18 protein-coding genes are annotated in these 16262 nt (G+C 70.0%); 8 read left to right on the top strand and 10 right to left on the bottom strand.

Features of this window, described 5'->3' with window-relative positions:
- The first annotated feature begins 77 nt into the window (after nucleotides 1-77).
- Nucleotides 78-2861, top strand: coding sequence for an XrtA/PEP-CTERM system TPR-repeat protein PrsT (gene prsT, locus ASD35_RS13700; protein ID WP_056875511.1), 2784 nt, complete (start codon nucleotides 78-80; stop codon nucleotides 2859-2861).
- Here prsT and ASD35_RS13695 read toward each other — a convergent pair whose 3' ends face one another.
- Entirely contained in the window at nucleotides 2862-4136 is a 1275-nt protein-coding gene (locus tag ASD35_RS13695; RefSeq protein WP_056875510.1) for a D-amino acid dehydrogenase, read from the bottom strand.
- Between the two features lie 17 nt (nucleotides 4137-4153).
- Nucleotides 4154-4792: a LysE/ArgO family amino acid transporter gene (locus tag ASD35_RS13690; RefSeq protein ID WP_056875509.1), complete on the bottom strand. Its 639-nt coding sequence runs from the start codon at nucleotides 4790-4792 to the stop codon at nucleotides 4154-4156.
- Nucleotides 4793-4865: 73 nt separating this feature from the next.
- Here ASD35_RS13690 and ASD35_RS13685 point away from each other — a divergent pair, with 73 nt between their 5' ends.
- Nucleotides 4866-5771, top strand: coding sequence for a LysR family transcriptional regulator ArgP (locus ASD35_RS13685; protein ID WP_056875508.1), 906 nt, complete (start codon nucleotides 4866-4868; stop codon nucleotides 5769-5771).
- Here the strand turns inward: ASD35_RS13685 and ASD35_RS27240 are convergent, their stop codons facing one another.
- A complete protein-coding gene (locus ASD35_RS27240) occupies nucleotides 5772-5945 on the bottom strand; it encodes a hypothetical protein (protein ID WP_157275556.1) in 174 nt (57 codons plus the stop codon). It lies immediately after the preceding gene.
- 292 nt (nucleotides 5946-6237) lie between these two features.
- Between ASD35_RS27240 and ASD35_RS13680 the strand changes: the two genes are divergently transcribed.
- Complete coding sequence (locus ASD35_RS13680; RefSeq protein ID WP_056875507.1) at nucleotides 6238-6459, top strand: hypothetical protein; 222 nt, start codon at nucleotides 6238-6240, stop codon at nucleotides 6457-6459.
- On the opposite strand, the gene pssA is transcribed toward ASD35_RS13680, so the two are convergent.
- The 6 genes from pssA to ASD35_RS13650 form a co-directional block, all read right to left on the bottom strand.
- Nucleotides 6456-7073 (bottom strand): CDP-diacylglycerol--serine O-phosphatidyltransferase, encoded by a 618-nt coding sequence (pssA, locus tag ASD35_RS13675; RefSeq protein ID WP_056875506.1) that lies wholly within the window; start codon nucleotides 7071-7073, stop codon nucleotides 6456-6458. The genes ASD35_RS13680 and pssA overlap by 4 nt on opposite strands.
- Before the next feature lie 6 nt (nucleotides 7074-7079).
- Nucleotides 7080-8168, bottom strand: coding sequence for a nucleotidyltransferase family protein (locus ASD35_RS13670; protein WP_056875505.1), 1089 nt, complete (start codon nucleotides 8166-8168; stop codon nucleotides 7080-7082).
- Nucleotides 8165-9076 (bottom strand): HprK-related kinase A, encoded by a 912-nt coding sequence (locus ASD35_RS13665; RefSeq protein ID WP_056875504.1) that lies wholly within the window; start codon nucleotides 9074-9076, stop codon nucleotides 8165-8167. The genes ASD35_RS13670 and ASD35_RS13665 overlap by 4 nt, the downstream gene beginning before the upstream one ends.
- Nucleotides 9076-9390, bottom strand: coding sequence for a hypothetical protein (locus ASD35_RS13660; protein ID WP_056875503.1), 315 nt, complete (start codon nucleotides 9388-9390; stop codon nucleotides 9076-9078). The genes ASD35_RS13665 and ASD35_RS13660 overlap by 1 nt, the downstream gene beginning before the upstream one ends.
- A 4-nt stretch (nucleotides 9391-9394) precedes the next feature.
- Complete coding sequence (locus tag ASD35_RS13655; RefSeq protein ID WP_157275555.1) at nucleotides 9395-10024, bottom strand: hypothetical protein; 630 nt, start codon at nucleotides 10022-10024, stop codon at nucleotides 9395-9397.
- 149 nt (nucleotides 10025-10173) lie between these two features.
- Nucleotides 10174-11049: a neutral zinc metallopeptidase gene (locus tag ASD35_RS13650; protein WP_056875501.1), complete on the bottom strand. Its 876-nt coding sequence runs from the start codon at nucleotides 11047-11049 to the stop codon at nucleotides 10174-10176.
- A 129-nt stretch (nucleotides 11050-11178) separates the two neighbouring features.
- On the opposite strand from ASD35_RS13650, the gene ASD35_RS13645 reads away from it, so the two are divergent.
- A complete protein-coding gene (locus ASD35_RS13645) occupies nucleotides 11179-11976 on the top strand; it encodes a head GIN domain-containing protein (RefSeq protein WP_082580143.1) in 798 nt (265 codons plus the stop codon).
- A gap of 15 nt (nucleotides 11977-11991) precedes the next feature.
- Nucleotides 11992-12633 (top strand): hypothetical protein, encoded by a 642-nt coding sequence (locus ASD35_RS13640; RefSeq protein WP_056875499.1) that lies wholly within the window; start codon nucleotides 11992-11994, stop codon nucleotides 12631-12633.
- Here ASD35_RS13640 and ASD35_RS13635 read toward each other — a convergent pair.
- Nucleotides 12623-14272, bottom strand: a complete 1650-nt coding sequence (locus ASD35_RS13635) for an alkaline phosphatase family protein (protein ID WP_056875498.1) — start codon at nucleotides 14270-14272, stop codon at nucleotides 12623-12625. The genes ASD35_RS13640 and ASD35_RS13635 overlap by 11 nt on opposite strands.
- Nucleotides 14273-14321: 49 nt before the next feature.
- Between ASD35_RS13635 and ASD35_RS28070 the strand changes: the two genes are divergently transcribed.
- The 3 genes from ASD35_RS28070 to ASD35_RS13620 all read left to right on the top strand — a co-directional run bounded on the left by ASD35_RS28070 (nucleotide 14322) and on the right by ASD35_RS13620 (nucleotide 16128).
- Nucleotides 14322-15041: a hypothetical protein gene (locus ASD35_RS28070; protein WP_056875497.1), complete on the top strand. Its 720-nt coding sequence runs from the start codon at nucleotides 14322-14324 to the stop codon at nucleotides 15039-15041.
- The gene (locus tag ASD35_RS13625) at nucleotides 15038-15796 is read left to right on the top strand and encodes an enoyl-CoA hydratase/isomerase family protein (protein WP_056875496.1); all 759 of its coding nucleotides are present in this window, start codon (nucleotides 15038-15040) and stop codon (nucleotides 15794-15796) included. Before ASD35_RS28070 ends, ASD35_RS13625 begins: the two co-directional genes overlap by 4 nt.
- Nucleotides 15797-15891: 95 nt before the next feature.
- Nucleotides 15892-16128, top strand: a complete 237-nt coding sequence (locus ASD35_RS13620; RefSeq protein WP_056266878.1) for a hypothetical protein — start codon at nucleotides 15892-15894, stop codon at nucleotides 16126-16128.
- The last annotated feature ends 134 nt before the right edge of the window (nucleotides 16129-16262 follow it).

Below are 16262 nucleotides of genomic sequence, written 5' to 3'. Positions count from 1 at the left end.
CTATGGCCGGCCCACGGGCCAGCCCTGAGAAGGGGCGCGCATTCTAGGAACACAATCCGCGCCGACAAGGAGACCCCATGAAAACGCGCGCCATCGCCCTCATCCTGACCGCCGCTCTGGCCGCCTGCGGCCAACGCTCGGAGCAGGAGCTGCTCGCCGCGGCACACAAGCGCATGGAGCAAAAGGATGCGGCCGGCGCGGTCATCGAGCTGAAGAACCTGCTGCAGAAGAATCCCGACAACCCCCAGGGCCGTCACCTGCTCGGCAAGGCGCTGCTGGAGGCCGGCGACCTGGCCGGTGCCGAGATCGAACTGCGCCGCGCGTGGGAACTGGGCGCGCCGCGCGACGAGCTGGCGCCGCTGCTGGCGCATACGCTGCTGAACTCCGGCCAGTCGCGCAAGCTGATCAGCGAGTTCGCGGACCAGAGCCTGGCCGACCCGCAGGCCATGTCGACGCTGCAGCAGCACCTGGCCATGGCCTTCCTGGCACAGGGCAACCTGATGGAGGCCAAGGCCGCGTCCACCCGCGCGCTGCAGCTGGCACCGGAGTCCGAACCAGCCGCCATCGTCAGCGCGCGCACCAAGCTCGCCGCCGGCTTCGCCGATGAGGCGCTCGCGGCGCTGGACGAGTTGCTGCTGCGTGCGCCGCGGTCCACCAAGGCGCTGCAGCTGAAGGCCGAGTTGCTGCTGTCGCGCGGCAAGTCGGAGGACGCCGAGCCGCTGCTGGCGCAGGTGCTGGCGCTGGACCCGAACAGCTATGAAGCCCGATCGCTGCTCGTGCGCCTGGCATTCAGCCGCCAGCAGGTGGACGCGGCGGCCAAGCTCGTCGACGGGATGCCCCCGGCGGTGGCCAAGCGGCCGCAGGGGCGCTTCCTGCAGGCCCAGCTCGCGCTGGCCAGGAACGACGCGGCCAAGGCCCGCGAGCTGGCGCTGCCGCTGCTCAAGGCCATGCCCAACTACCTGCCGCTGCTGCGCCTGGCCGCCGGCGCGCACCAGCAGCTGGGCGAACTGGCCGACGCGGAGAACCTGCTCAACCAGGCCCTCAAGCTGGCGCCGGAGGACCCGTCGCTGCGCCGCCAGTTCGCCAGCCTGCAACTGCAGCGCCGTGCGCCGGGCAAGACGCTGGAGACGCTGCGCCCGCTGCTGGACAGCGGCAAGGCCGACGCCGAGACGCTGCTGCTGGCCGGCAAGGCGCAGCTGATGCTGGGTAATTTCGAAGGCGCCGACCAGGCCTTCGGCGCGGCCGCCAAGCTGCGCCCCGATGACAGCAAGACCCAGGCCGCGCTGGCGCTGTCGGCCATTGCGCGCGACACCGTCTCGCCCGGCGGCGGTGGCCGTGCCAAGGCCGATGCGGCGCTGGGGCAGCTGCGCGAGCTGGCCGCCAAGGACAGCGGCAGCAACTACGACCTGATGCTGGTCAATGCGCTGATGCGCCGCCAGGACCTTGCCGGCGCGCTGGCCGCGTTGGACAAGCTGGCACCCAAGATGAAGGACAGCCCGGTGCCGGACGGCCTGCGCGGCCGCATCCAGCTGGTGCGCAAGGACACGGCCGCGGCGCAGGCCGCGTTCGAGGCCGCGCTGAAGACCGATGCCGGCTACCTGCCGGCCGTGCTGGGGCTGGTGGCCATCGACATGCAAGCCAGCCGCGGCGACGCCGCCGTCAAGCGCCTGGACGGCTTCATCGCCAACCAGAAGCACGTGCCGCAGGCCCGCCTGGCGCTGGCCGAGCTGCTGCTGCAGACCAAGGCGCCGGCCGAACGCATCACCGAGGTGCTGAGCACCGGCGTGCGCGAGGAGCCCGGCGAGGCCGGCCTGCGCCTGGCGCTGATCGACCACCTGCTGCGCCACGGCGAGACCGCCAAGGCCGCACAGGCCGCGCAGGAGGCCTCGGCCGCGCTGCCGCTGAACCCCGACCTGCTGGAGCGGCTGGCGCGCACCCAGCTGGCGGCCGGCGACAAGGCCCAGGCCGGCAAGACCTATGCACGGCTGACCGCGCTGGCGCCGGCACGCGCGCACGGCTGGCTGGGCCAGGCGCAGCTGCGCTTCATGGACAAGGACTACGCCGGTGCGGAGCGCGAGGTCAAGCGGGCATTGGAGGCCGAGCCCGGCTCCGCCATGGCCCAGCGGCTGCTGATCCAGCTCGCCGTGCGCCAGGGCCGTGTGGACGAAGCCCAGGCCGCCCTGCGCGAGCGCCAGAAGAAGTACCCGCAGGAGGCCTACGCGCTCGTCGCGGAGGCCGATATCGAGCTGGGCAAGCAGCGGCTGGAGCCGGCCATCGCGCTGCTGCGCAAGGCCACCACGCTGCGCGACCCGGGCGACGCCGCGCCGCGGCTGTTCGCGCTGCTGCTGTCGGCCAGGAAGCGCGATGAGGCGCTGGCCTTCGAGGCGCAGTGGCAGGCCTCGCATCCGCAGGACGCCGGCTTCGCCGCCGCCACGGCCGATGTGCTGCTCGCGCGCGGCGATGCCGAAGGCGCGCTGAGCCGCTACGAGGCGCTGCTCAAGCGCAACCCCGATGCGGTGCCGCTGATCAACAACGTCGCCTGGCTGCGCAGCAAGTCCGGCCGGCCCGGCGCGCGCGAGCTGGCCGAGCGCGGCCTCAAGCTCAAGCCCGACGACGCCGCGCTGCGCGACACCTACGCCACCGTGCTGGCCAACGAGAAGGACTTCGGCAAGGCCATCAGTCTGCAGCGCCAGCTCGTCAACGACCAGCCCGACCAGCCGGGCTACAAGTTCAACCTCGCGCAGATCCTCATCCAGTCCGGCGACAAGGCGGCCGCCAAGGCGGAGCTGGAGAGCCTGGCCCGGCTCGGCAACAAGTTCGCGCAGCAGAAGGAAGTCGACGCGCTGCTGAAGGCGCTGTAGTCAGGCGCCGTAGAAGCTGAAGGCCATCTCCGGCCTCCGGCCGGCGATCAGTTCGGCCATGGCGCGACCGGATCCGGCGCCATGCGTCCAGCCCAGCGTGCCGTGGCCCGCGTTCAGCCACAGGTTGCGCGCCTTCTTGCTGCGGCCGATGTAGGGGATGTTGGTCGGCGTGCTGGGGCGCAGGCCGGTCCAGTAGTTCGGCTCACTGGTGTCGGCCACGCCGGGGAAGAGCTCCTCGTAGCGCTTGACCAGCGCCGCGCAGCGCACCCGGGCGGTGGGCGTGTCCAGGCTGAGGTCGAAGCCCGACAGCTCGGCCGTGCCGGCGATGCGGATGTGGTCGCCCAGGCGCGAGATGGCGATCTTGCGGCTGTCGTCCAGCAGGCTGACGACGCTGGCGGCCTCGGGCTTTTTCAGGCGCAGCGTGGCCGAGTAGCCCTTGGCGGGGTAGATGTTGAGGTGCTCGCCGAGCGGCCGCACCAGCGCCGGCGTGTAGGAGCCCATCGCCGCGACGAAGGCGTCGGCCTTCAGCGCCTTGCGCTCGCCGGTGCGCGTGTGGGCGACCTGCACGGCCTCGATGCCGTCACCGGCACGCTGCAATGCCAGGATGTCGTGCTCGTACAGGAATTGCGCGCCGCGCCGGGCGCAGAGTTCGGCCAGCTTCTGCGTGAAGACCTTGGCATCGCCGCTTTCGTCGCTGGGCGTGAAGGTGCCGCCGAAAACGTGGGCGCCGAAGCTGGCCAGCGCCGGCTCGACCTTGAGCACCTCCTCGCGGTTCAGCACGCGGCGGTCCACGCCGTGGCGGCGCATGATCTCGGCGCCGGAGGCGCCGGCGTCGAAGTCTGCCTGGCTGGAGAAGAAATGCAGGATGCCGCGCTCCAGCCGGCAGTACTCGATGCCGGTCTGCGCGACGAGCTCCTTCAGCGACGCATGCGAGTAGCGGCCCAGCTGCACCAACTCCTCCACATTGCGCTCGAATGCGGAGGTTGTGCACTGCGCCAGGAAGGCCAGGCCCCAGCGCCATTGGTTCGGGTCCAGCCGCGGGCGGAACAGCAGCGGCGAGTCGTCGCGCAGCAGCCACTTGGCCACCTTGAACGGCGCGCCGGCATTGGCCCAGGGTTCGCAGAAGCTGACCGAGATCTGCGCCCCGTTCGCGAAGCTGGTCTCCAGCGCCGCATCGGCCTGGCGGTCGACGACGATGACCTCATGGCCCTCGTCCAGCAGGTACCAGGCGGTGGCGATGCCGATGATGCCGGCGCCGAGAACGACGATCTTCATGAGGGGCCTTGTTGTTCTTAGAGCGGTTGAAGCAGGAGTTGTAAACCGAGGCCGGCCATCAGCGCAGCCACCAGGGCATCGATGACCCGCCAGGTGTGGGCGCTTTGCAGCCGCGGTGCCGCGGCCGCCGCGCCGAAGCCCAGCAGGCTGAACCACATCGCCGACGCCACGCCCGCCCCGGCCGCAAAGGCCGCGCGCAGCTCGGGCGGCTGGCGCGCGCCCAGGCCGCCGAGCAGCACGACGGTGTCGAGGTAGACGTGGGGGTTCAGGTAGGTGAAGGCGAAGGCGGCCGAGACGGTCGCGCCGAGGCTGGCGGTCGCACCGGCGGCCTGCAGCCCGGCGGCCGGCCGCCAGGCGCGTTTCGCGGCCAGCAGCGCATAGCCGAGCAGGAAGGCGGCGCCGCCGAAACGGAACACCTCCAGCAGCAGCGGGCTGCCTTGGATGAGCGCGCCAAGGCCGAAGACGCCCAGCGCGATCAGCAGCCAGTCCGACAAGGTACACACGGCGACGACCGCGCCGACATGCTCGCGCTTGAGGCCCTGGCGCAGCACCAGCGCGTTCTGCGCGCCGATGGCCAGGATGAGTCCGGCGCCCATCGCCCAGCCCTGCAGGAACACGGCAGGCGCGGTGCTGGAAGCGAGGCTGGTGGCGGGCATCGGTGGATTCTCCGCAGTGCGGCTCGTTTCAAGAAGGGCGATTCATATTCTTCGTTCTACATTAGAGATGCTTATGAACGACTTCGATCCCGCCGCGCTGGACTGCCTCGCCGCCCTGGCCGACGAGCAGGGCTTCGAGCGTGCGGCTCAAAGGCTGTCCATCACGCAGAGCGCGGTGTCGCAGCGGCTGCGCACGCTGGAGATCCAGGTCGGCCAGCCGCTGGTGGTCCGCTCCCGGCCGCTGCGCCTGACCGAGGCCGGCAAGGTGCTGCTGCGCTTCGCCCGCCAGCTGCAAGCCTTGCGGGTCGATGTGGCACGTGAACTGGGCCAGCGCGTTGCACCGCAGTCGCGCCTGGCCATCGCGGTCAACGCCGACAGCCTGGCCACCTGGGTGCTGCCGGCGCTGGACGGCCTCGTCCAGCAGGGGCTGCGCGAGGGCTACGGGCTGGAGTTGGTGGTCGACGACCAGGACTTCACCCACGACAGCCTGCGTCAGGGCGCAGTGCTGGGCTGCGTGTCGACGGTGGCAGAGGCGCTGCAAGGCTGCCGCGTGCAGCCGCTGGGCGTCATGCGCTATGTGGCGGTGGCCAGCCCGGGCTTTTTGTCCGAGCAACTGCCCGGGGGCCTGCATGCGGGCAACTTCGCGGACACGCCCTTCCTCGTCTTCAACCGCAAGGACGACAGCCAGGTGCAGTGGGTCTCGAAGGCTTTCGGCGTGCGATCGCCGCGGCTGCGCGAGCGCTTCGTGCCGTCCAGCGAGGCCTATGTGAATGCAGCCGTGATGGGCTGGGGCGTGGGCGTCGCGCCGGAGATCCAGGTGCGGGCCTTTGTCGAGGCGGGGCAGCTGGTGCGGCTCAGGCCGGAACTGGGCGTCGACGTGGCGCTGTACTGGCACCAGTGGCAGCTGCAGGGGCGTGGCGCCCTGCTGGACCAGATCGGCCAGGCGCTGGCCGAGGGTGCGAGGCGCGCGCTGGGCTGATCAGCGCAGCGGTGCCGAAGCGCCCTGCTGCGCTGGCGCGGCGACAGCCTGCGCCACCAGCACGGCGCTCGGGTCCACGGCACCGGGCTGCACCGTCTGAGCCATCCACAGGGTGCCGACCACGACGAGACCGATCACGCCGTTGGCGATCCATTTCAAAACTGCTGAACTCATGCGGGTAAGCCCGGGGGGAGGGTGGGAGCGCGGAGCTTAAGTGCATCTGCACTGTTTGAGTCAGCTGAGTTAGGGAGCTTTGTTGTTCATTTGCGTTCACGCAACGCGCAACGAATGATGCAAATCGACCACAAACCCCGATGCCTATTGGGCCGGCGCTCCCCCCTGGATGTGTGGTAATGCGCCCGCCGGCAATATTTACTCACACGTGGGGGTGCTCTTGTCATATGGATCCCGCACACTGGCCGCACTGAGCTGATGCGGTTGTCGGCTACCAGCTAGGGGATTTGCCATGCGATTCGTTCCAGCGCTGCGTTTTTTCCGCCGTGACGCTGCCGTTCGCAGCGAACCGGATCCCGCCGACCTCGGCACCGCCTTCGGCCTGGACGCCTGCCTGGATGGCGGCATGGTCAGCGAGTACCGCAACCAGTCGCCGGGCGACTTTCTGGAATCGCAGTCCGACCGCTCGTCGCAGGACTCGCCGCTGAGCTGGCTGTCCCGCCGTACCGCCTAAAGCTTGGGAATCCGGATCCGGCTCACCATCAGCGAGCCGGACAGCGCGAACAGCAGTGCCAGCGGATGCAGCCGGAAGCCGGCAATCCACCAGACGCCTCCCCAGAGCGCGTCGCCGATGGCGCCCTGCGCCGCAGCCGCCCACAACACGGCCACCAGCACCATCGAAGTCGGGATCGGCGTGCCCTCGAAATAGGCCACCTTGTCCGAACCCGCGCTGAGCTTCTCGGCCGTCACGTTGTAGCGGGCCAGCCGGCTGACGCCGCAAGCGACGAAGAACACCAACACGATGCGGTCGTACAGGCCCTGCATGCCGCAGCCGTAGGCAATGGCGGCCGGCGCGACGCCGAAGGAGATGACGTCCGCCAGCGAGTCCAGCTCGCGGCCCAGCGCCGAACTCTTCTGGCGCCAGCGCGCGATGCGGCCGTCCAGCACGTCAAAGACCAGGGCCAGCGGGATCAGTGCGCAGGCGTACTGCAGGTGGTGCGTGTCGCCGCTCTGCAGGAAACTCATCACCGCGAACAGCGCACCCATGCCGGCGCAAGCATTGCCCAGCGTGAACCAATCGGCGAGGTGGAACTCGCGGATCATTGAAAACGGCTTGGGACGGTCCATCGGGAGTCAGTGGCGGTTGTCTTCCAGGGCCTCGGTATGGGCGGGCCGCAGCGCCTTGTGCAGCAGATGGTAGGCGAGCAGCGGCAACGGCATGCGCAGCCAGTGTGAGCGAACGTAGAGGGCGCGGCAAGCCCAAGCCGTCCAGGCGTCTGATGCGGTGGCATGCATGGGCCGAAGCGCGCGGGCGTACATGAAATCCAGCATGCGTTCCCGCCAACTGGCCGAGCGGTCGGCGCCGCTGCGCTGCATCACTTCCGGAGGGACGGGTGTCTGCAGCTCTTGCTGGCAGTAGCGCAGCGCGAGGCGCAGCGCGCCGGCCAGACCGTGCGCCTCGGCGCGGGCAAGCAGGCGCGGCCAGAAGTCGGCCTGGGATCCGAAATGCCGCATCAGGAGATCGAGGTCGCTGAGGTCCCGCAACAGGTTGTCGGGCTCGCCCTCGTGGAACAAGTGTGCGGCGCTGTGCAGCACCATGTCGACCGGCGCCAGCACGTAGACGCCGGGGGAGCCGGGCAGCTCGACGCTGTCCTTCAGCAGGGCGGCCGCGTCGACATGGCTGCGGCTGGTCGGCGGCAGGATGGTGTGGTGCACGTCCAGCGCCGTGCCGCGGAACAGGTGTTGCAGCGGCGGCAGCTCGTGCATCCAGCGGCGGTAGTAGCGCTGGTCATAGGCGCCGAGCTTGTCGCCGCTCCAGCCTTGCACGGTGAGCAGCGATTCGGCCTCGTCGAGCCGCTCGCGGGCGACGAGGATGTCCACGTCGGCGAACACGCGGCCAGACGCCGCCGGCAGGCCGGCCATCACATAGGCCGCGCCCTTGAGCAGCACCAGCGGGCCCTGCAGCGGCTCGAGCACCTCCAGCAGGGTCCGCACCTCGTAGCGCACGGACAGATGCTGGCGTGCCGCCATGGTCGCCGCCGACAGCAGGTGGCGCGCGGGGCGCTCGGGCACGGCCACGCGCGCCGCGGCCAGGTGGTGGTGCAGCCGGCCCAGCAGATTGGCGTGCCGGGCCTGGCGGACCAGCACGTCCCAATGCGGCATCGGCAGGTTGCGGGCCACGTCCGCGTCCCGCATCACGCGGGTCAGCAGGGACGGCGTCATGCCGAGCCGCGGGCCAGGTCGTCGAACACCTGCATGGCTTCGTCGAGGTTGCCGTAGCGGAAGCTGAAGTGGGCGCAACGCGCAGCCAGCGCGCCCACCGTCTCGAAGCCCTGGCGGCCGAGGATGTTGTAGTTCATCGCGTTGTCGGCGATCTGCAGGAAGGCTTGGCCGCGCGGCATGGGTGCCAGTGTCGCCGCGGCACCGGCCTCATAGCGGGGCAGCACCATCCAGCAGGGCCGTGCCGGCGCACTGCCGTCCTGCACGCTGGCCACCGGCGGTGCCATCAAGGCCACGGTGCCCTTGCTGGTGTCGTGCACCGGTGCGGTCAGGTAGGCCTCGGGCGCGAAGCGGCGGATCACATCAATGGATGCGTTTTTCAGGTTGACCGGCCGCGCCAGCCCCCGCACGAGGCCGGCGTCGAAGTCCACCAGCGTCAACTCGTCGCTGAGCAGGCGCCAGCCGCGGTTGACCAGGGCGGCGCACAGCGTGCTCTTGCCCGAGCCGGGCGGCGCCGGCAGGATGACGGCGCGGTCGTCCCGCGCGACGCAGGCCGCATGCAGCACGAGCAGGTGGTGGCTGTAGGCGGTGACGCACCAGTTCAATCCCCACTCCAGCATCGGCAGGGCCTGCGCGCGTGGCAGGGGTGTGAAGGGGGTGACGCCGTCGGCCAGGAACTGCACCTGCGGGCGCAGCCAGCGCCGCAGCCCCGGCGTCGAGGCGACCTCGACGTGGAAGTCGATCATGTCGCCGGCCGGCGCAAGTTCATGCTCGCCGTACAGCGCCGCCAATTCGGCGGCCACGCCATCGACATCCGTGCGCAGCGAGCAGTTGAAGGGGCCTGTGACGATGCGCAACCCGCCGCGCAGCGCGGCCCGGCAGCCGTCGACTCCCAGCTCCTTGACGCGCATCACGCGCCGCCGCCGTGGGTCACCAGGCCGGCGCGCTGCAGCTCGTTCAACGCCTGCGCCACCAGCTCGGCGGCAACGTCCTTGTCTGCTGTCGAGTCGTCCACAGCCAGCACCTCGGCCAGCAGTTCGTCGTGCACCATGGGCCGGCCGGGGTGCTGCGCCCAGAGCTCCAGCAGAAAGCTGGAGAGGTGCGACAACAGCAGGGTTTCGCTGGTCTGCGGGTCGAAGCAGACGGTGCCGTCCTCGAACTCCCGGGCCAGGAGCCTGGCGGCGGCGGGCGTGGCTACCCAGCTCTGAGCAGCGCTCAGAAGCATGGGCTCAGACCACTTGGGCGGTCAGGAACTTCAGGTAGGCGATGACCTTGGCCTTGGTCCAGGCGGTCGTCTGGTTGGCCGGCAGGTAGCTGCCGCCAATGACGCCCTGGTTCCACATAGCGAGGATCTTTTCCTTGCGCGGGAACGTGCTGTCGTTGCCTGCCAGGCAGGCGTCCAGGTAGCACGCCATGATCAAGCCGGTGTCCGAGAGGTCGCTGCTGAGCCAGGTGTCAACCGTCGTGTTGGCATCACCGTAGCCCGTCGTGGTGAAACCCAGCGACGAAACCTTCGTTCCCTTGTGAATCGTCAGCACCGAGCCGCGGGTGTAGCGGTACTCATATTTGTTGACGCCGACCATCACCTTCGTGACGCTCGACTTCCAGGTCAGCGGCTTGTAGGCCGGGTCGGCGCAATTCTTCGGGCCGCGGCTGGCGTTGCCCGACACCGTGAAGCCCGAGGGCAGCTTGCAGGTGCAGCCGATCACGGGGGCCGGCTTCAACGCGATCAGCGCCGGGGCACCCAAGGCACCGGCACGCAGCAGTGTGCGGCGCGTGGGAGATACGCCACGAGCGGCCACAGCCGCAGGCTGCGCTTCGGGCAACTGCTGCGGGTCGTGGGAGTGATGTTCGCTCATGACAATGGCCTCGCGGATCCGTTTTTTGCTCTGTTTTGGAGTGGGCCGATGCTAAGTGAGGGCCCGGCGGATTGAACGGCAGTGTTTCACACAAAGCCGCCGCGGGGTCATCTGGCGCCCCCTCGATTGGGTGGGCCGCCGCTATGGGGTTAGAGGGCAGTGGACGAAAAAGTGTCACACGCCTTCAGGTCGCCGGCCTCCAGGCCGCGTTTGAACCAGCGCACGCGCTGGGCGCTGCTGCCGTGGGTGAAGCTTTCCGGCACGACGGCGCCGCGGCCGCGCTTTTGCAGCGTGTCGTCGCCGATCTGGGAGGCGGCGTTCAGCGCCTCGTCGACGTCGCCCTGTTCGAGCCAGCCTTTGCCGCGCTGCGACAGGTGGGTCCAGGCGCCGGCATAGCAGTCGGCCTGCAACTCCAGCCGGACGCTCATCGCGTTCATTTCACGCTCGGAGACGCGCCCGCGCGAGCTGTCGAGCTTCGCGGTCGTGCCCATCAGGTTCTGCAGGTGGTGACCCACCTCGTGCGCGATGACGTACGCCTGGGCGAAGTCGCCCGGCGCGCCGAGGCGCTGGCGCAGCGTGTCGTAGAAGGCCAGGTCGATGTAGACCTTCTGGTCGGCCGGGCAGTAGAACGGGCCCATGGCGGCCTCGCCGGTGCCGCAGGCGGTGGGGTACTGGCCGCGGAAAATCACCAGGCGCGGCGCGGCGTACTGCTGCCCGCTGCGCTGGAAGTAGGCCCCCCAGACGTCTTCAGTGTCGGCAAGCACGACGCTGACGAACCGCGCGGCCGGGTCGGTCGGGTGCGACGGCTCGGGCGCCGTTTCCTGGACAGGCGCGCCGCCGCCGCCCTCCAGCAGGCCCAGCACCGTCAAGGGGTTGATGCCCAGCGCCCATGAAGCCAGCAGCGCCACGACCAGGCCACCCACCCCCAGCCCGCGCCCGCCGATCGGCAGCCCGCCCAGCCCCCGGCCGCTACGACCGCGGGCATCTTCGACGTTGTCGCTCTCGCGCTGGCCTTCCCATTTCATGCTGGTCTCCTGGCTGGTCGCCCGATCCTACGGCCCATGACCGCGGAAATGCAGTCCATCGCGCGTCGCGGGCCCCACGCCGCGCGACTGGCCACACTAGCGCCGCACCGCTGAAACGGGAGTTCCCAGATGAAACGCCTTGCCCTGCTGTCCCTAATGGCTGCCTTCGCCGCCAGCGCCGCCGTCGCCGGTGATGACGATTGGAAACTTCGCATCAAGAAGGAGTCGGACGGCTGGTCCGCCAGCTTCACCGGCCCGATCCAGTACGGCAGCAGCCACAACCGCGTCAAAGGCTCGGGCATCAAGGTCGAGAAGGTGCGCCCGCTCGGCGCCTTCAGCAAGTTGCGCATCGAGGGGCCGTTCGACGTCAAGCTCATGCAGGCTGGCAGCGACCAGGCCACCGTCATCGCCGATGACAACATCGAGCCGCTGGTCGAGACCGCCGTCGAGGGCGACAGCCTCGTCGTGCGCATGAGGCGGGACGCGGGCTTCACGACGCGCTCGGCGCCGGTCGTGCGACTGGACGCCCGCGCGTTGCAGGCCATCACGGTGAACGGCTCGGGGGACCTGGCCGTCGAGCGATTCAAGGCGGATGGCCTCAGCCTGAACGTCGTCGGCTCGGGCGACGTGCATTTCGGGCTGGTCGAGCTCAAGGACTTGAGCGTGGGCATCAGCGGATCGGGCGATGTGCGCCTGGCCGGCCGCGCCGAGCAGCAGAGCTGGAGCATCAGCGGCTCGGGCGACGTGGACGCCCGCGCGCTGGCCGGCCGCACGGCCAAGGTGGCCATCAACGGTTCGGGGGACGTGGCGCTGGGCGTGACCGAGCAGTTGGACGTGCAGCTCAGCGGTTCCGGCGACCTCAGCTATGCCGGCCGGCCGCAGTTGCGCCAAAGCGTCAGTGGTTCGGGCGAAATCCACCGCCGGTGAGTTCCAATCGCCCGGGTGAATCCGAGCGATCTCTGGTGGCAGACGCTGGCCGATGGCCCGCTGCTGCTGGCCCTGTTTGACGCCGACGGCCGGCTTCGGCTGGCCAACCCGGCGTTTCGCGCCGCCTGGGCGCTGGGCGACGAAGACAGGCCGACATGGGCCGGGATGGTCGACGCGGCCCGCGCCGCCAACATTGGGCCGGTCGACATGCCGGCCCGGCGTCCACGCACGGTGCAGTCAGGCCACGAGCAGGTTTGGCGCGACGGCCGCCGGCTTTGGTGGGTGGAGCAACCCGCGGACGATGGCGGCTGGGCCTGCACCGGCGTCGACATCAGCGCCTTGGCGCGACCGCGGCCGCCGTCGGGGCTGCTGCTGCCCGCCCAGGCCGGGTTGGAGTTGCTGCAATCTCTGTTGACCGACCCGCGAGCCTGGCCGCTGTGCGTGGCGACCACCCGCCCCGGCGCCGATGAGCAGGCGTTGTTGGCGCGCATCCGCGGCGAGGACGGCTGCGCCCGGCTGGACGACGGGCGGTTGCTGCTGATGCTGCCGTCCACCGGCCCGGCGCAGGCGGCGGCCCTGGTCGAGCGCTTGGGCGGCTTGGTGCTGACCGAGGCGCAGTGGGGCGAGTCGGCCGAGGCGCTGTTGCTCAGGGCCTGAGCTTCAGGTCCCGCCCCTGGGCCTGCGCAGGCGCGGGCAGTCCGGCAATGGCGGCCAGCGTGGGCGCCAGGTCCGCCACCTCGACACGGGCCTTCACCTCGCCCTGGCCGACATGGCCCGGCCCCCAGAACAGCAGCGGCACATGGGTGTCGTACGCGTAAGGGCTGCCATGGCTGCTGCCGCCGGCGCGGTAGCTGAAGATCCAGTTCGGTTTCAGCACGACCTGCAGCTGTGCGGCGCGTGCCGGGTCGAAGGACTTTCGCATCGCTTCCAGGTAAGGCGTCGTCGTGTCGCCGCCCAGCAGCTGCTCGCGCGTGAAGACGGCTGCGACGCCGGGCAGCGTCAGCAGCGCATCCCGGGCGGCGGCCTGCACATCGGCGAGCTTCAGGCCGCGTTCCGCGGCGAGTGTGTCGTTCAGCAGCAGGCCGGCGGCGGAGAAGTCGCGCGCCAGCTTGTCGACGCCGAACTTGGCCGACAGCGCCGCGTTGACGACGGCCAGCGAGGGCGATGAGGCGAAGCGGCCGGCGTCGCGCCCCTGGGTGGCGGCCCATTCCGGCGTGTCGGTGAAGCCATGGTCGGCTGTCAGCGCCATCACGTAGTTGCCGGCGCCGACCTGGCTGTCCAGGAACTGGAAGAAGGCCTGCAGGTGGCGGTCCAGCTGCAGCAGGTGGTCGTGCGACAGCCGCGACTCGGGGCCGAAAGCGTGGTTGATGTAGTCGTGGCTGGACAGGCTGACGGAGAGGAGGTCCTGCACGCCACGCTGGCCCAGCTTCTCGTTCGTGACGGCGGCACGCGCAAAGGCCAGCGTCAGCTCGTCGCCGAACGGCGTGGCCAGCAGGTTGCTGTAATAGCGCGGGCCGGGGCCGTCCATCTTGTCGCCGATGACGGCCGGCAGGCGGTTGCCGTTGCCGCTGGCGATCTGCCAGGACTGGCCGTCGGGGACCGAATGGGCATAGGCCGCCTCCGGTAGCAGGGGCGTCCATGTCTTCTTGAAGAAGGCGTCGGCCGGCTTGGCGGCGTTGAAGTCCGTCACCCATTGCGGGTGGCGTTGCATGTAGTAGGTGCTGGACGCGAAACGGCCCGTCTCGGTCATGTACATGTAGGCGGTGCCCTTGTGGCCGGCCGGCAGGATGGCGCCGCGGTCCTTGCCCGAGATGCCGATGACCTTGGACTGTGGCGAGCGTGTCCGCAGCACGTCGCCGAGCGTCTCGACCTTGAGGTTGCGCGGGCTGGTGCCCGACAGCGGCGCCGTCGGACTGTCGATGTACTGGTAGTCGGCGTCGCCGGTGTTGTAGACCGGGGCGCCCGTGGCCGGGTCGCGCCACTCGTTGCTGATGATGCCGCTGCGCTGGGGGTAGGCGCCGGAGAGCATCACCGCATGCCCGGCCGCCGTGACCGTGTGGCCGTGGCCGTAGTGCGCGTCGGCGAACCAGCGGCCGCGGTCCAGGAAGCGCGCGAAGCCGTCGGGGGCGAGCTGGTCGCGGTAGCCGGTCACCTGGCGCATCGGCAGGCCATCGATGACGACGAGGACGAGCAGCTTCGGGGCTTGCGGGGCGGCGGCGGGGGGCGCCGTCGTGCAGGCGGACAGGGCGAGGCTGGCGAGGGCCAGGCCAAAAAGGCGGCGGCGTGTGTGTGTCATGACGTGACTGTGACAACGAGGCCGTGAGCTTACGTCGTCACAATGTCGCATGGCCGTGCCCGCCTCCGACATCCAAGACCCGACGCGCGTGTTGGACGGCTGGCGTGTGCCGGCGCCTGCGCCGCTGGAAGAACTCGAGTTGCGCACGCTGCTGAAGGCAGGGGGTGCGGGCCTGGACGAAGCCAAGAAGGCGCGGCTCAAGGCGCGCGGCTACGACATGCGGGACGTCGAGGACATCGAGCTGCACGAAGTCCTGCCACCGCCCGTGGCCGAGGCGCCGGTGCTCGAACTGGCGCCCAGGAGCACGCCGCCCGACGCCCGCCTGCTCCGGCAATGGCAGCCCAGCGCCTGGACGGCGCTGGCCCGACGCATACGCGGCGCCAGCGCCGAGGTCGTGCAGACGCTCCAAGGGCCCGTCGTCGAGAACCACGAGCCGCAATGGCTGTGCGCGCTGTGGCCGCCCCAGCGGCTGGAGGCTCCTCTGCTCGGCCGCTGGCCGGAGATGGCCACGCTGGTTGGCGCGGAGACGCTGTTTGGGGCGCTGCACCAGTTGCTGGGCCAGCTCCCGCCCGAGGCCTCGCTGTGGGCAGCCGATCTGGACACCGACTGGGGGCTGCTGGCCAACCTCGTGCTGCACCACGACGCCAATCTGCGCCCCGTCCATGCCGAGGCCTTGCGCGAACTCGTCGAATCCGAGCGCCGCGCCAGCTTCGCCCGCGTCAACGATGGCTATGCCCGCCAGGGCGACGTGGCGAGGCGGCGCGCGTGAGCGGCCAGGCGCCGCTGATCGAAATCGAAGAGGGCGTCGCGCGCATCACGCTGCGCCGGCCACGCCAGGCCAACCGGCTCGCTGCCGAGGACCTCGGCACGCTGCGCGGCTTCATCGACGCTGTCAATGCGAACGCCGCCGTGCGTGTGCTGGTGCTGGCCGGCGAGGGCAAGCACTTTTGCAGCGGCTTTGACCTCGGCGCGCTGGGCGCCATCGACGCCGGCGCGCGCTTCGGTGAACTGGCCGATGCGCTGGAAGCGGCCCGCCCCATCACCATCGCCCGGCTGCATGGTGGCGTTTACGGCGGTGCTGCCGATCTCGCGCTGGCCTGCGACTTCCGTTTCGGCACGCCGGCGGTCGAGATGTTCGTGCCGGCGGCCCGCATCGGACTGCATTTCTACGCCGGCGGGCTGCAACGCTTCGTCAACCGCCTGGGCCTCGCGACGGCCAAGCAGGTGCTGCTGGGCGGCCGCACGCTGGACGCACCGGCGCTGCTCGGCTGCGGCTATCTCGACCAACTGCTGCCCGACGTCGACAGCCTGGACAAGGCGCTGGCCGCCCTGACGGCGCAACTGCTGGACATGGCGCCGCTGGCGCTGCTGCCGATGAAGCAGCACCTGAACGCCATCGCCGCCGGCAGGCTTGACGCGGAACGCCTCGCGGCCGACATCTTGAGGGCGCGCGATTCGGCCGATCTGGCCGAGGGACAAGCCGCTTGGGCAGGAAAAAGGCCGGCCAAGTTCAAGGGGTGTTGAAAGCCCTAGCCCTGCCGTTTCGCACATCGTGGAAAATACGGGGCCCGCGCGTCTGCCCGCGCGCCCCCTTCTCAACACTCTTCGACAGGACCAGCGTGGCCAAAGAAACCACCAAGACCACCATCGAAGCGGATGGTCTGCGCTACCGCTCCAAAGCTCCGGGCTCGCCTTTCGCGGCGACCTCCTCTTTCGGCGCAGCAACGATGTCTTGCTTCCTCTGCGGCAAGCACCGCCCACGCGCGATGCTCAAGTCCAAGAAGCTATTGGGCAAATCCCAGCCCGTCTGCTCGCCGTCCTGCAAGGAACTGGACGCGCAGATCGCCGCCAAGTAAGTGGCCCCCGCCCGCGGGTACGCGGGCCGACCCCAGAGGGGGTCGATTCATTGGCAGGCCTTGGCCCGTCAATGAATCGAGCAGCGCCGCCTTGGGGCGGCCCGGCGGCGGCGCCATGGGGCACTACGCCCAGC

The sequence above is a fragment of the Pelomonas sp. Root1444 genome (assembly GCF_001426885.1).
In the GTDB taxonomy this organism is placed as follows: Bacteria; Pseudomonadota; Gammaproteobacteria; order Burkholderiales; family Burkholderiaceae_C; genus Pelomonas.
The sequence above is the reverse complement of the archived record's forward strand: the minus strand, read 5'-3'. Positions and strand labels throughout refer to the sequence as shown.

Excerpts from the sequence above, each read along its gene's own strand:
- ASD35_RS13690 (WP_056875509.1), bottom strand. The coding sequence starts at position 4,792 with ATGCCCGCCACCAGCCTCGCTTCCAGCACCGCGCCTGCCGTGTTCCTG.
- prsT (WP_056875511.1), top strand. The coding sequence starts at position 78 with ATGAAAACGCGCGCCATCGCCCTCATCCTGACCGCCGCTCTGGCCGCC.
- ASD35_RS13660 (WP_056875503.1), bottom strand. The coding sequence starts at position 9,390 with ATGCTTCTGAGCGCTGCTCAGAGCTGGGTAGCCACGCCCGCCGCCGCC.
- ASD35_RS13670 (WP_056875505.1), bottom strand. The coding sequence starts at position 8,168 with ATGACGCCGTCCCTGCTGACCCGCGTGATGCGGGACGCGGACGTGGCC.
- ASD35_RS13685 (WP_056875508.1), top strand. The coding sequence starts at position 4,866 with ATGAACGACTTCGATCCCGCCGCGCTGGACTGCCTCGCCGCCCTGGCC.
- ASD35_RS13645 (WP_082580143.1), top strand. The coding sequence starts at position 11,179 with ATGAAACGCCTTGCCCTGCTGTCCCTAATGGCTGCCTTCGCCGCCAGC.
- ASD35_RS13655 (WP_157275555.1), bottom strand. The coding sequence starts at position 10,024 with ATGAGCGAACATCACTCCCACGACCCGCAGCAGTTGCCCGAAGCGCAG.
- ASD35_RS13650 (WP_056875501.1), bottom strand. The coding sequence starts at position 11,049 with ATGAAATGGGAAGGCCAGCGCGAGAGCGACAACGTCGAAGATGCCCGC.
- pssA (WP_056875506.1), bottom strand. The coding sequence starts at position 7,073 with ATGGACCGTCCCAAGCCGTTTTCAATGATCCGCGAGTTCCACCTCGCC.
- ASD35_RS13665 (WP_056875504.1), bottom strand. The coding sequence starts at position 9,076 with ATGCGCGTCAAGGAGCTGGGAGTCGACGGCTGCCGGGCCGCGCTGCGC.
- ASD35_RS28070 (WP_056875497.1), top strand. The coding sequence starts at position 14,322 with ATGGCCGTGCCCGCCTCCGACATCCAAGACCCGACGCGCGTGTTGGAC.
- ASD35_RS13680 (WP_056875507.1), top strand. The coding sequence starts at position 6,238 with ATGCGATTCGTTCCAGCGCTGCGTTTTTTCCGCCGTGACGCTGCCGTT.
- ASD35_RS13635 (WP_056875498.1), bottom strand. The coding sequence starts at position 14,272 with ATGACACACACACGCCGCCGCCTTTTTGGCCTGGCCCTCGCCAGCCTC.
- ASD35_RS27240 (WP_157275556.1), bottom strand. The coding sequence starts at position 5,945 with ATGAGTTCAGCAGTTTTGAAATGGATCGCCAACGGCGTGATCGGTCTC.
- ASD35_RS13695 (WP_056875510.1), bottom strand. The coding sequence starts at position 4,136 with ATGAAGATCGTCGTTCTCGGCGCCGGCATCATCGGCATCGCCACCGCC.